The organism is Sorangium sp. So ce367 (genome assembly GCF_051520455.1).
Classification (GTDB): domain Bacteria; phylum Myxococcota_A; class Polyangia; order Polyangiales; family Polyangiaceae; genus Sorangium; species Sorangium cellulosum_B.
This window is the reverse complement of record NZ_CP150334.1, coordinates 7,358,543-7,372,248: the sequence shown is the minus strand read 5'-3', so window position 1 is coordinate 7,372,248 and position 13,706 is coordinate 7,358,543. Positions and strand designations below refer to the sequence as shown.

The following is a 13,706-nucleotide window of genomic DNA, read 5'->3' as shown; positions in this document are numbered from 1 at the left end:
GCGGGACATGCACCCTCGCGCTCCGATTCTCACGGATGCATGAACCTGGAGGAGCGTCGATGGAGAAGCGTGTTCCGCAAGGGAAACTTGGACGCCGGCAATTCGCCGGCGGCGCGATGGCCACCGCGGGTGTCTCGCTGCTCGCCACACCGAGCCTCGCGCTGCCCGACAAGAGCTACGCGGTCTGCGAGTCGATCGGGCCCCTCGCCCTCCCGGCAGGGGCCGCCTATACGCCCGGCATCTCCGTGGACCAGCGCTCGAGGAAGCCGGTCTTCCTGCCCGGGCCGGGCGCCGGCTATGCAGCGCACGCCGTCTCGGAGGTCCTCTTCTGGACGGACCAGCTGATGGAACATGCGTTGTTCATCACGCTGCTCATGCCCGGCGATCACCTCCGCGGGCCCCGGGACGAGGCGCGGCAGTACCAGAACCTCTTCGCCAGGCACTTCCTCGCGGCGCGCGACCGGGGGTATGGCGATTACGGGATCTCCTCGCTCCTCGCCTCGACGCGGTCGAGCGTCCAGCGCTTCATCGAGTACAAGCGCCGCATGCAGCGCGCGCAGGAGAGCGGCGCGCTCCGGAGCCTCGTCTGGCCGCTCTTCTTCGACCACATCGCGCGGGAGGCCGAGCGCTTCGTCGCCCGGCTCGATCGGCTCGCGTACGGCGACATCTCGCTCCAGAGCGACGAGGTCTCGGCGTTCTGGACGACGATCATGGCGGATCACCTCGAGTTCATCGCGCACCTGCTCGACCCGCAGGAGCGCGCGCTCATCGACCAGGCGACCGCGCGCGCCGGGCAGCTGTACCAGGCGCACGCGTTCCGCGTCGACAGCGGGCAGCTCGCGACGATGGCCGACGAGGTCATCGACTTCAAGTCGGCCGCCGAGCAGGGCATCGAGACGGGGCAGATCAAGAGCATCATCGATCCGGCGCTCGCCGATCACGTGCTCCGCGAGGCGGTGAGGTTCTCCGACGAGGTCAGGCGCGCCCAGTGACGCCCTGGGCGCCGCGCGGCGGGGCGGGCCTGCCCCCTCCTCCTGCTCGCCCCGCGATGCCTGTACAGCGGCCGCTGGCCGGGATACCCCTGGTCGCCTCCCCGTCTCCCCGTCTCCCTGTTCAATTCCTCTCGCAAGCTGAACGAGCGTGGCCGGCGATCGCCATCGAGCCGGCCGTCCGTCACCGGCGCGCTTCTCTCAGCGAGGAGGCGGGGTGCAGGTGAAGCACCCGCCGCACTCGTAGTGCTGCGTCGTGGTGCCCCACGCGATCCGGTTGTTGCAGCAGTCGCGGCCGTACTGACCGACGACGGTGGTGTAGCTCTCGTCGCTGTAATAGGTGCAATTCCCCCCGGGCGCCGCCTCGCTCGAGGGGACCAGGAGGGCAGTGGTACCCAACATCGCGGTGCCTGCCGTCAGGGCAGCGAAGAAATAACGAACGCGGGCAGCAGGGCTGAGACGACGCATGGACGCTCCTCTTGCAATGGGAGGCCAGTTTTGGCCTCCGAAGTTATGCGAGGCAGCTTAGACCGCTTGCTCGGCTCGAGCAAGCGGTCCAGCCGGAGCGGCCTTTGCGGAGTTCTGCAAAGTTTCATTCGGCGGTGGGAGGCGGCGAGCTCGTGAGCGCGGTTCACGAAGGCAAAAGAGGCATCCCGCCCCGAGGCCCGTGGAGTGATTGTGGTGTCAAGGAAATTCAGTCGCCCCGATGGGGCTAGGCCGGCATATCGACGCGGTACGCATCGAGAACGGCGTTGAGACGAGCAGGCGATCGTACCCAAGGTGCAGCGCCGAGGATGGCTGGACTCGGCCGTGGTAGAAAAGCAGGTGTCCCCCATGACGAGACAGCGCACCGGCCAGCGCGACAGCGTCGAGGAGCGAACCGGCGCGGGTCGCGGCGAGGAAGCGAGCGCCGGGGCTGGACCGGATCCGGCGTGCGGCGCCCTCTCGGGCGGCGGCGAGATGGGGGCGCTGATACGCTCGATCGACTGGTCGCAGACGACGCTGGGCCCGCTCGAGGCATGGCCCCAGTCGCTGCGGACGGCGCTGTCCATCCTGCTCTCGTCCGAACACCCCATGTTCCTCTGGTGGGGTCGGGAGCTCATTCAGTTTTACAACGACGCCTACCGCCCGATGCTCGGATCCACGAAGCACCCGGCCGCCATGGGCCAGGCGGGCCGCGAGTGCTGGAAGGAGATCTGGGAGATCCTCGAGCCGATGATCGACAAGGCCTTCGTGGGAGGGGCCACCTACGTCCGCGATGGCCTGCTCGTCCTCGATCGGCACGGCTTCATGGAGGAGTGCTACTTCAGCTACGGTCAGACCCCCATCCGGGACGAGAGGGGCGTTATCGCGGGTATCCTCGTCGCCTGCTCCGAGAGCACAGGGTACATCCTTGGACAGCGACGGCTGCAGGTCCTCGGGGCGCTGGCGGCGAGGGCGGCTGACGCAAGGAGCGTTCAGGACGTCTGTCGGGTGATGATGGAGACCCTGGCAGAGGCCGGGCGCGACGTGCCCTTTGCCTTGCTCTATCTCGTGGATGGCGACGGCGCGCCCGCCCGACTCGCAGGGACCGTCGGGCTCGACCCGAGCCACGCGGCGGCGCCGGCGGCGGTGGAGCTCGGCGCGGCGGCCGGCGCGGTGTGGCCGCTGCACCGCGCGCTGCGCGGGGACGTGGAGGTGGATCTGTCGGAGCTGCCCGCGCGCGTCGGCCCCCTTCCGGGAGGCCCGTGGCCGGACGCCGCTCGCCAGGCGGTGGTGCTGCCGCTCCCCCGCGCCGGCGCAGGAGGCCGCCCGGGCGGCTTCCTCGTCGCGGGCGCCAGCCCCCGGCTGGTGCTGGACGACGACTACCGCCGCTTCCTGCGGCTCCTGGCCGGCCACGGCGCGGCTGCCCTGCAGAACGCCCGGGCCAGCGAGGAGGAGCGGCGCAGGCTGGACGCGCTCGCCGAGCTCGACCGCGCCAAGACGGTGTTCTTCAGCAACATCAGCCACGAGTTCCGCACGCCGCTCACCCTGATCCTGGGCCCCGTCGAGGACGGCCTCTCGGACGCCGAGCACCCCTTGCCCGCGCCGCAGCGCGACCGCCTCGCGATCATCTACCGCAACAGCCTCCGGCTCCTCCGGCTCGTCAACACGCTGCTCGACTTCTCGCGCATCGAGGCGGGCCGCATCCAGGCCAGCTACCAGCCCACCGAGCTCGGCTCCTTCACCGCGGAGCTCGCGAGCTCGTTCCGCTCGCTCATGGATCGGGCCGGCCTCGCCCTCACGGTGGAGTGCGCGCCCCTCTCCGAGCCGGCCTACGTCGACCGCGAGCTCTGGGAGAAGATCGTGCTCAACCTCATCTCGAACGCCTTCAAGTTCACCTTCTCGGGGGGCGTCCGGGTGACGCTGGAGGAGACCGGGGGGCGGATCGTCCTGTCGGTCGAGGACACGGGCACCGGCATTCCGGAGGAGGAGCTGCCGCGCGTGTTCGATCGGTTCTACCGCGTCGAGGGGGCCAGGGGCCGCAGCTACGAGGGCAGCGGCATCGGCCTCGCGCTCGTGCGAGAGCTCGCGAAGCTCCACGGCGGCAGCGTGGCCGTGGAGAGCCGCCTCGGCACGGGCAGCCGCTTCTCGGTCGCGATCCCGCTCGGGAAGGCGCACCTGCCCGCGGATCGCATCGACCTCGCCCCCGCGCCGGCCGCAGAGGGGCGCGGCGCTGCGCCCTTCCTCGACGAGGCCGCGCAGTGGGAACGCGACGCGCCGGCGCCGGACGCCGTGCCGGCGGAGGAGCGCCCGGCCCCGAAGCGGCCGGGGCACATCCTCGTCGCGGACGACAACGCGGACATGCGCGACTATGTGCAGCGGCTGCTCCTCGCCGAGCGGTGGACGGTGGAGGCCGTGGCCGACGGTCAGGCCGCGCTGGAGAGCGCCCGCGCCCACGTCCCGGACCTCGTGCTCACCGACGTGATGATGCCGCGGCTCGACGGCTTCGGCCTGCTCAAGGCGCTGCGCGCCGACGAGCGCACCCGCGGCGTCGCCGTGATGATGCTCTCCGCGCGCGCGGGCGAGGAGGTGCGCGTCGACAGCCTCGGGGCCGGCGCCGACGACTTCCTCGTGAAGCCGTTCTCCGCGCGGGAGCTCCTCGCGCGGGTCCGCATCCACGTCGAGCTCGCGCGCCGGCGGCGGGAAGCCGAGGGGCAGCGCCAGTACCTGAACGACCTCTTCATGCAGGCCCCGGGGCCCATCGCGATCCTCCGCGGGCCGGAGCACGTCTTCGAGGTGGTCAATCCGCTCTACCAGCAGCTCGTCGGCGGACGAGCGCGCGTGGGCATGCCCATCCTGGACGCCCTGCCCGAGCTCGAGGGGCAATCCATCCCGGATCTCCTGGACACCGTGTTCCGCACCGGCGAGCCCTTCGTGGGAAAGGAGCTCGCCGTGCGGCTCGACCGCCAGGGCACTGGCACGACGGAGGAGCGCTTCTTCAACTTCGTCTTCCAGCCGATGCGCGACCGCGACGGGGCGATCGAGGGCATCTTCGTGTTCGCCTTCGAGGTGACCGACCAGGTGAGCGCCCGCCGGCGCGTCGAGGCGCTCGTCGAGGCGCTGAGGCTCGCCGATCAGCGCAAGGACGAGTTCCTCGCGATGCTCGCGCACGAGCTCCGCAACCCCCTGGCCGCCATCAGCCTGTCGCTCACGCTGCTCGGCGATCTGACGGGCGAGGCGCCCAGATCGGAGCGCTACCGCGAGATCGCCCGGCGGCAGGTGGGCAACCTGGTGCGCCTGGTGGACGATCTGCTCGACGTGTCGCGCATCACGCGCGGCACGGTGGAGCTGCGCCTGGAGGACGTCGATCTCGCGGCGGCGGTGCGGAACGCCGCCGCCGCGGTGCGCGCGGCCGTGGAGGCGCGGCGCCACGCGCTCTCGGTCGAGGTCGGTCCGGGGGACTTCGGCATGCGGGCCGACGCCACGCGGCTGGAGCAGGTGGTCACGAACCTCCTGACGAACGCCGCGAAGTACACGCCGCCGGAGGGCGCCATCTCGGTGCGGCTGACCCGCGAGGCGGCGGGCGCCGCGCCCGAGGCCGTGCTGCGGGTGCGCGACACGGGCCGCGGCATCCCGGCGGTGATGCTCGAGAGGGTGTTCGAGCTCTTCACGCAGGTCGAGCAGACCATCGACCGCGGCACGGGCGGGCTGGGCCTCGGGCTCACGCTGGTGCGGCGGCTGGTGGAGATGCACGGCGGCAGCGTCGTTGCGGAGAGCGCCGGACCGGGCCAGGGCAGCGAGTTCGTCGTGCGCCTTCCGCTCGGCCGGGGCGCGGCGCCGCCGCTCGCGCCCGGCGCCGAGCCGCCGCTCGCGCCGGGCGCGGCGCCGCCGCTCGCGCCCGGCGCCGAGCCGCCCGCCGCTCCGCAGCCGGGGGAGACCGCCGAGCGGCACCGGGTGCTCGTCGTGGAGGACGTGGAGGACGTGCGCCGGGTGATGAGCGAGTTCATCGAGGCGCTGGGGCACGAGGTGACGGTGGCGGTGGACGGCCTGGAGGGGGTGACGAAGCTCCTGGAGCTGCGCCCCGAGGTGGCCTTCATCGACATCGGCTTGCCGGGCATCGATGGCCACGAGGTCGCCCGCCGGGCGCGGGCCGCGCCCGGGGGCGGCGCGCTCTACCTTGTGGCGATCTCGGGCTACGGCGGACCCGAGGACCAGGCCAGGTCGAGGCAGGCCGGCTTCGACCTGCACCTCACGAAGCCCGTGGGCGGCGCGACGCTGCGGCAGGTGCTCGCCGAGCGGCGCGCGTGAGCGAGCGCGCGCGCGGGCTGGCAGCGCCGCGCCCGCTCACCGCCGGCCGGTCGGCTCATCGCTGCTGCAGCTGCGCGACCAGCGCTTCGAGGCGGTCGTAGCTGATGCCCGCGCCCCTGGGCATCCCGGACGCGAGGACCATGTCGCGCACTTCCGTCGACGGATAACGCACCGTGGCCGTGAGCCGCGTCTTCGTGCCCTCTTCGGTGTAGGTCGCCGTCACCACCGAGACGGTGTCCGGGAACTGCTCGAAGATCTCCGTGAACACGAGCCGGCTCGGCGCCGTGATCTCCTGGTTCTCGCCGTGGAAGGCGGCCTCGCCGCCCGGGTGGCGGTTCACGAAGCGCCACTTGCCGCCCGGCCGGAGGTCCATCTCGCAGACGGGCACCGAGTAGCCCTCGCCCAGACAGCCCCACCACCGCTTGATGTGCTCGGGCCTCGTCATCGCCTCGAACACGAGGTGCCTCGGCGCGTCGAACAGGCGCGTCATGCGGACCTCGTCCGCCGACGGCGTCGTGACCTGGAAGCTATCGCTGTTCGCTGTTTGGCTCTCGACCATGGCTCTCCTCCTTCTCCTTCGTTCCTTCGTCGAGGCGCCGGCTACGACTGGATCGCCTCGGGGGCCATCCAGACGACCTCCCAGTGGTGACCATCGATGTCGTAGAAGCTCCAGCCGTACATGAAGCCGTGATCCTGCGGATCCATGGCGTGCGACCCGCCCGCCGCGATCGCCTTCTTCACGATCTCGTCGACCTCGGCCCGGCTGCTGCACGAGAGCGCGAACATCCCCTCCGTGTGCGTGCTCGTGTTGCAGATCTCCCTCTTCGTGAAGCCCTTGAAGAACGGCTCCGTGAGGAGCATCACGAAGGCTTCCTGGCTGACGATCATGCAGGCGGCGTTGTTGTCCGTGAACTGCGGGTTGAACTCGAAGCCGAGCTTCGCGAAGAACTCCATCGACCGCTTCAGGTCGCTGACGGCCAGGTTGACGAAGATCTTGCGGGCGCTGTTCGTTGTCATGGTCCTCTTCTCCTGTTCGAGCATGGACGCCGGGTGATGCCGGCCACGATCGCGGCCATGAGGGCCGTCGTGCCGGAGTTCACCCCCATAGACCCCCGCCTGCGCCGGGACTCATCGGTCGACCGGAAAAAAAGATCGCCGCCCCGAGCCGGCCGGGCGCGGGGGCTACGCGGGGAGCTCGAGCGGCAGTCCGAACCGCGGGAAGAGCGTCTCGGTGTCGAGGAAGGACGTCATGCTGGCGATGCGGTCCCCCGCGAGATCCAGCACGATGAGCGCCCAGGCCCGGTGGCCGCCCTCCGGCGCCGGGCGGTACTGGGCGAACGCCGGCGAGCCGCAGGCGGCCGTCGGCACGAGCCGTGACCCGCGGCAGCCCGCGCCCCGGCCCAGCAGCCACGCGCGGATGGCGTCGGGGCCGCGGAGCCAGAGGGTGAACGGCGGCATCGACAGGGTAGCGTCCTCGTGCAGCAGCGCCGCGAGCCGGTCCACGTCGTACTGCTCGAAGGCGGTGACGTAGCGGTCGAGCAAGGCGGACTGCGGCTCCGGCAGCGTGGCGCGCACGTCGCCGAGATCGCGGCTCGCGAGCGTCGCCCGCGCGCGCTGGAGGGCGCTGTTGATCGAGGCGACCGAGGTGCTGAGGCTGTCGGCGACCTCCGCGGCGGACCACCCGAGCACCTCGGTGAGCAGCAGCGCGGCGCGCTGCTTCGGCGGCAGGTGCTGGAGCGCCGCGACGAAGGCGAGGCGGATGCTCTGGCGGAGCACCACCCGCTCCGCGGCGTCGATGTCCGCCGGGAGGGCGTGCGCGTCGGGGACGGGCTCCAGCCAGTGCGTGCGCGGGCGCGTCTGGAGCTCGTCGTCCACGGTGCCGACAGGGCCTTCCTCGAGCGGGCGCGCCCGGCGCGCGCGATCGGCCCGCGCGTCGAGGCAGACGTTCGTCGCGATGCGGTACAGCCAGGTGCGCAGCGACGACCGCCCGTCGAACTTGTCGAGGCTCCGCCAGGCGCGCACCATCGTCTCCTGGACGGCGTCGTCGGCGTCGACCACGGAACCGAGCATCCTGTAGCAGTGCCCGGTGAGCGCCGCGCGGTGTTCCTCGAGCTGGTCCACGCTCCCCGACATCGCGGCGACGGTACCATCGGCCTCCCGGCAGATCCACGGTCACGCTCCCTGGCCGCGCGACACGCGCGCCGAGGGCAGGGCGCTGGTCTCGACGCGGGCACTTTTTGTCGGCCTGGTCGGCCTGCTGCCGCGCTCGGTCGTCGACACACCCGGGACGGCATGCCGCGTGTCGCGCGGTCACGACGACGTCGCGCGGTCACGACGCCACGGCCAAGTCGGCTAGGATGGGCGACCGTCAGGGCGGTGCTGGGGCGCCGCGAGGACTCCGTTCGGCAAATTAGCAAACCTTATACCGGATATGGACGACCAGGAACTGCAGCGCAGAGTCGGCACCGTGTTGTGCGGGAAGTGGACGATCGAGCGGCTGTTGGGCTCGGGCGGCATGGCCGCTGTCTACGTCGGCGTGCACAAGATCGGGCGGCGAGATGCCATCAAGATCCTCCACCCCGAGATCGCGCGCATGCCCGAGCTGCGTGCGCGGTTCGATCAGGAAGCGCAAGCCGTCAATCGATTCGTCCACCCCGGCGCGGTGGAAATACGCGATATCGACACGACAGCGGACGGCTGCCCGTTCCTCGTCATGGAGCTGCTCGATGGTGAGTCGCTCGCCGGGTACGCCAGGCGCCAGGGCAGGATGGACATGGCGGAGCTGCTGGCCATGGTGGACGGGCTGCTGGACGTGCTGGCAGCTGCCCATGCGCACGGCATCATCCACCGCGACATCAAGCCAGACAACCTGTTCCGCCTCCGCGACGGGCGCCTGAAAGTGCTCGATTTCGGCGTCGCCCGCGTCAGGCAGGCCGCGGCCGACTACGTTCGGACGCGCACGGGAACGACGCTCGGCACGGTCGCCTACATGCCGCCGGAGCAGGTCAGAGGCGACGAGATCGATGCGCGTGCCGACCTGTTCGCGGTCGGAGCGACGATGTTCCGTCTGATCACGAAGCGGCGCATCCATGACGCGAGCTCTGACACCGATCTGGTCGTCAGGATGGCCACGCTGCCCGCGCCGCCGCTCGCGAGCGTCGCTCCGGAGACCCCGCAGTGGGTGTGTGCCGTGGTCGATCGCGCGCTCGCGTTCGATCGAGGCGAGCGCTACCCGAGCGCGACGGTCATGCAGCAGGACGTGCGCGCCATCCTGGCCGGTCAGCCGCCCGCTTTTGCTCTGCGGTTCGGCGCGGCCGGGCTTCCCGCCCCCGCGGCGGATCCGCTCAGCACCGCCTCGACGGTGTGGATACCCCAGGGGCTCGCCCCTTCCTCGGCCGTCTCGGTGCGCGCCTCGGGCGCCGGTGGCCTGCATCCCGCCCCGCCGCCGGCGGGTGGCATGGGGAGCGTCATCCGCGATGTCTCCATCGCCGGCGTCCCGAATGCGTCGAGCGCGCAGGGCGCCCCGGGCGGCGGATCGGCCGTCGCTCCGGCTCGTGCCCCCGCACCGGCGGCATCGGCGTTCACCCAGGCGACGCAGTGGACGGCGACCACGGTACGTGGAAGGAGGCTGCGATGGGCCGTGCTGGCGTTCCCGCTGCTCGCCGCAGGCGTGCTCGCCGCCGTGTATCTCCGTGCGGTGAACGTCGAGCCCGACGCGAGATCGCCGGGGGCGACCGGCGCGCAGCGACCGGCGGCCTCACCGCTTGCCAAGGTTCCCGGCGGCCCGGCGGCGGATCGCGTCCTGGCGAAGGCTCCGGAGCCCGGCCCCGAGAGGAAGGGCGACACGAGAGCTCGCCTCCCTGACCCACCGAGCCGCGGCCCCGAGGAAGGGCGCGGCGCGTCGCAGCGGGCCAGCTGTATGCTGACAAACGACTGCGATCACGTCTGCGATGAACCGTGCCAGATTGCTTGTCAGGACGGGAGCGTCTGCGACATCGGGGCGCGGCGAGACGCGCTGGTGAACTGCATGGGATCGGGGATGCACAAGATCTGGTGCGAAGGCGATTGCTCGGTCAATTGCATGACGAGCGCTCCCTGTCTGGTGTACTGCACGCCTGGCTCCGATTGCGTCATCGGCACGTGTCTCGGGCAGATAGAAGCCTGTCCTGGCAACGTCATGGCGTGCGGAGCCCCATGCCCCGACTGATCGTCGCATCGCGCTCATGCGCTGCTCTCATGGCGTCTGCGAGGAGGGCGCCGCGGCACGCGCACTCAGCCCGCACCGCGGAGGAGTTGGATGGATATGGACCGGTTCGGCCGTCGTGACGACCTCGCGTCCCCCTCGCCGCGCGGCGAGGATCCCCGCCGTGACGATGCGGGGGTGGGGGAGCCCGCGACACAGCTCTGGGTGCGCTCGCCGCAGGCCGCCCCGGCGATCCCCGAAGCGAGGGCTGGCCAGGCCGCCCCGGAGCGACAGACGCTGCCGTGGTCGCCGCCGCCCGGGGGCGACCCCGCACGGTCGTCGCCGGCCGATGCCCCCGCCCAGCCGACCGCACAACGCGCGCTGCCGGCGCGACGGCTCGCGAGGGCCGCTGGTCGGATCGCATCGGCGCTAGGTGCTCTGTCGAGCGCGCTCGAGCGCGCCGTGGCGGTCCGCCGGGCGCGGGAGCAGGGGCATCCGCGCCCGCGAAAGGTCCAGTGGAAGCGGCGCTTGCGGCGATGGGCGTGGGGCATCGTGATGGCCGCTTCGACGCTGCTGGGCCTCGGTCTGCTGATGTTTGCGGGGCTCCTCTGGTACTATGGCCACGACCTGCCGCGGACCTCGGAGCTGAGGAGCTATCATCCGCCGGAGGTCACGCGCATCCTCGCGCGGGACGGGACACCGCTCGCGGAGCTCTTCGTCGAGCGACGCACCGTCGTCCCGATCTCGGCGGTGCCGACGAGCATGAAGCTCGCCGTGTTGGCCGCGGAGGACGCGAACTTCTACAAGCACGAGGGGCTGAACTACCTCGGCATCCTGCGGGCGCTCCTTGTGAACCTGCGGTCCGCGCAGGCCCGCCAGGGAGGCAGCACGATCACCCAGCAGGTGATCAAGAACGTGCTCCTCACGCCGGAGCGCACCTTCGCGCGCAAGATCCGTGAGCTCATCCTCGCGCGCCGCATCGAACAGGAGCTCACGAAGGACGAGATCCTCGAGCTTTATCTCAACGACATCTATTTCGGGCACGGGCGCTACGGCGTCGAGGAAGCCGCGCGGTACTACTTCGGGAAGAGCGTTCGAGACGTGCAGCTCGCCGAAGCGGCCCTGCTCGCAGGTCTGGTCAAGGGGCCCAGCGTCTACTCACCGCGCGTGGACCTCGCCCGCGCCGAGGAGCGGCGCAGCTACGTGCTCCAGCAGCTGGGCGACAAAAAGTTCGTACCACGCGCCGACGTGGACGCCGCCGCTCGCCAGAAGATCGCCCTGGCCCCCCCGCCGGAACACGCTTCCGAGCTGGCGCCCGAGGTCGTCGCCGAGGTCGAGCGCGCGCTGGTCGCCGCGGTCGGCCCGCAGGCCAACCGCGGCGGGTACACGGTGACGACCACGATCGATCCGGCGCTGCAGAGGGCCGCGAGAGCGGCGGTGCGCAGCAACCTCGATGCGTACGCCGCGCGCCGCGGGCTCATCGCTCCGCTGAAGCGTGGCAAGGGAGATCCTGCCCCCTTCGAAGGAACGCCCACGCAGGGCAGCGAGCGCGTCTACCACGGCGTGGTCACGAAGGCCGACGACGCGGCAGGCACGCTCACCGTGCGCGTGGGCACGGCGCAAGGCGTCGTGAAGCTGGAGAGAGCGGCGCGCTACAATCCACGCAACCTGCCCGCGAGCCAGTTCGCCGAGATCGGCAAGGTCGTGCGCGTCACCTTTGCCGGCGGCGACCCGCGCAGCGGACGGCTGGAGCTCGCGCTCGGGCCCCAGGGCGCGCTCGTCGCCCTCGACGTCCGGACGGCCGAAGTGCTCGCGATCGTCGGCGGCTACGACGCGGCGCGCGGCGCCCTCAACCGGGCGAGGTCGGCGCGCCGCCAGCCTGCGTCGACGTTCAAGCCGATCGTGTACAGCTACGGGATCCAGACGCGGGCATTCACCGCGGCGTCCATCCTCGAGACCCATCCGTCCGCGCTCGGAGGGAAATACAGGCCTGACAACTACGACGAGAGCGACGGACAGGCGCCGCGCCGGCTGCGCGAAGCGCTCGCCCAGAGCGTCAATGTCGCCGCGGTATGGGTCCTCGATCGGCTCGGGCCGGCCAAGGTCGCCGAGTGGGCGCAATCGCTCGGAGTCACGTCGAAGCTCGGCGCGGACCTGTCGTTGGCGCTCGGCGCATACGAGGTGACGCCGTTCGAGATGGTCGGTGCGTTCAACGTGTTCGCCGCGGGCGGCACGTACCGTGATCCAGCGCTCATTCGCAGCATCATCGGCCCGGGCGGCCAGCCGCTGCCGCTCCCCGGCGCGGCGCCAGCGCGCCGGGTGATGGGCGAAGCCGAGGCGTACATCATGACGAGCCTCCTGCGTTCCGTCGTCGACTCGGGGACAGCCAAGCGCGCGCGATCCATGAGCACGCCGGTCGCGGGCAAGACGGGCACCTCGAATGCCGCGAAGGACGCGTGGTTCGTGGGCTACTCGACCGACATCGCGTGCGCCGTCTGGACGGGCTTCGATGACGCCTCTCCGCTCGGCGCCGGCGAGACGGGCGGCGCGACCTCCCTGCCGGCCTTCATCGCGTTCATGCAGGAAGCGCACAAGGCGAGACCGCGCACCGACTTCGCCGTGCCTCCGGACGGGCTCGTGCGCGTCCTGATCGACGCGACGACCGGTCAACTCGCGCTGCCGGGCGCCGCCGCGGCGATCGAGGAGGTGTTCCTTGCAGGCACGGAGCCGACGGCATACGCCGAGCTTCCGTCGAGCGGCGAGGTACCTCGCATCATGTGGCCATTTTGAGCCTCGGTCAGCTCGGGGGCTGCCTGCTACACCCCGTCTGTCGTGCACACCGCGCCGGGCTCGCAGTGGACCACGCAGTCTCCCGAGCCGGGGCACCGCACGTCGCAGTCGCCCTTGCAGACCACATCACAGTCGCCCGACCCGGTGCAGTCCACCGTCGAGCCATGGCCGACCGTGAGCGTACAGTTACCCGAGCCGGTGCAGGCGATGTCGCAGTCAGGGCCACAGTCGAAGTCGCAGCTTCCGGAGCCGGCGCACTGGAGACCGCAATCGGCGGTGCAGAAGATCGCGCAGTCGCCGGACGAGGGGCAAATGCACTCGGCGCCGTTGCACTCGCACGTCGGGCCCTCGTGGGGATCGCCGACCGTGCAGTCGTCGGCCGGGTCATCGCCGCATGCGGCAATTCCGCCCCAGAGCAGGGCGAGGAGCGACAGAGCGACGACGTGGTGGCTACGAATGTGCTGGCGCATGGATCCTCCGATCGACGTGGATGAGTGCAGGGGCGGAACCGACGGCGTCCGCCGAGCTTCGGTGGAGCGGCGAGCTCGTCGCGTCGTGTGGTCCTCTGGAGTCTTGGTCTACTCGCGGCCGCGGGCCGCGTCGCGCGATCATTCGCGCTGCTCGAGGGCTGGCTCGGGTGTGCTCGCGCCGTTCTCTCCAACGTTGATAACGTACGCGGAGCAGTCTTGCTGGGGCGCTCGCGCCGACATCCGTCCAAGCGAGAGGGTCGCCCAGAAGATCGCGAACGTGAGGGTGGTAATGGCGATATAGCCAAGATGCGCGCCGATGTAGGCGAGGACGAACGGTACGAGCGCCGCGGCGACCCAACCAATGATCTTGATGCGTGTGCTTGACATGACGTGCCTTCACTTGACGGTTGCGCCAACTGCGCGGCTAGCGGCTTCGAGGATGGGCAGTGGCCGCGTACCCGACCAGGCCGGCGTAGAGGTGCTGGTGCTCTCGATCAGCTCCGG

10 protein-coding genes are annotated in these 13,706 nt (G+C 71.0%); 4 read left to right on the top strand and 6 right to left on the bottom strand.

Annotated elements, in window-relative coordinates; all coding sequences use genetic code 11:
- The first annotated feature begins 59 nt into the window (after positions 1–59).
- Entirely contained in the window at positions 60–992 is a 933-nt protein-coding gene (locus WME97_RS27940; protein WP_437541732.1) for a DUF2935 domain-containing protein, read from the top strand.
- A 198-nt stretch (positions 993–1,190) separates the two neighbouring features.
- Here WME97_RS27940 and WME97_RS27935 read toward each other — a convergent pair whose 3' ends face one another.
- Complete coding sequence (locus WME97_RS27935) at positions 1,191–1,457, bottom strand: DUF6289 family protein (RefSeq protein WP_437293048.1); 267 nt, start codon at positions 1,455–1,457, stop codon at positions 1,191–1,193.
- 366 nt (positions 1,458–1,823) lie between these two features.
- Here WME97_RS27935 and WME97_RS27930 point away from each other — a divergent pair, with 366 nt between their 5' ends.
- On the top strand, positions 1,824–5,759 hold the full coding sequence (locus tag WME97_RS27930; RefSeq protein ID WP_437541730.1) for an ATP-binding protein: 3,936 nt from the start codon (positions 1,824–1,826) through the stop codon (positions 5,757–5,759).
- 55 nt (positions 5,760–5,814) lie between these two features.
- Here the strand turns inward: WME97_RS27930 and WME97_RS27925 are convergent, their stop codons facing one another.
- From WME97_RS27925 to WME97_RS27915, 3 genes are all read right to left on the bottom strand, one after another.
- Complete coding sequence (locus WME97_RS27925) at positions 5,815–6,318, bottom strand: SRPBCC family protein (protein ID WP_437541728.1); 504 nt, start codon at positions 6,316–6,318, stop codon at positions 5,815–5,817.
- A 41-nt stretch (positions 6,319–6,359) separates the two neighbouring features.
- The gene (locus WME97_RS27920; RefSeq protein WP_437541726.1) at positions 6,360–6,776 is read right to left on the bottom strand and encodes a VOC family protein; all 417 of its coding nucleotides are present in this window, start codon (positions 6,774–6,776) and stop codon (positions 6,360–6,362) included.
- A 165-nt stretch (positions 6,777–6,941) separates the two neighbouring features.
- Positions 6,942–7,892 carry a sigma-70 family RNA polymerase sigma factor gene (locus WME97_RS27915; protein ID WP_437541725.1) on the bottom strand — a complete coding sequence of 317 codons (951 nt, stop codon included), beginning with the start codon at positions 7,890–7,892 and terminating at the stop codon, positions 6,942–6,944.
- 334 nt (positions 7,893–8,226) lie between these two features.
- Here WME97_RS27915 and WME97_RS27910 point away from each other — a divergent pair, with 334 nt between their 5' ends.
- Together WME97_RS27910 and WME97_RS27905 are read left to right on the top strand one after the other, a co-directional pair.
- Positions 8,227–9,966, top strand: a complete 1,740-nt coding sequence (locus tag WME97_RS27910; RefSeq protein WP_437541723.1) for a serine/threonine protein kinase — start codon at positions 8,227–8,229, stop codon at positions 9,964–9,966.
- Positions 9,967–10,497: 531 nt separating this feature from the next.
- Positions 10,498–12,732, top strand: a complete 2,235-nt coding sequence (locus WME97_RS27905) for a penicillin-binding protein 1A (protein ID WP_437541721.1) — start codon at positions 10,498–10,500, stop codon at positions 12,730–12,732.
- A gap of 26 nt (positions 12,733–12,758) precedes the next feature.
- Here the strand turns inward: WME97_RS27905 and WME97_RS27900 are convergent, their stop codons facing one another.
- Together WME97_RS27900 and WME97_RS27895 are read right to left on the bottom strand one after the other, a co-directional pair.
- Positions 12,759–13,202 (bottom strand): hypothetical protein, encoded by a 444-nt coding sequence (locus WME97_RS27900; RefSeq protein WP_437541719.1) that lies wholly within the window; start codon positions 13,200–13,202, stop codon positions 12,759–12,761.
- Positions 13,203–13,340: 138 nt separating this feature from the next.
- Positions 13,341–13,589: a hypothetical protein gene (locus WME97_RS27895; RefSeq protein ID WP_437541716.1), complete on the bottom strand. Its 249-nt coding sequence runs from the start codon at positions 13,587–13,589 to the stop codon at positions 13,341–13,343.
- Positions 13,590–13,706 lie beyond the last annotated feature (117 nt).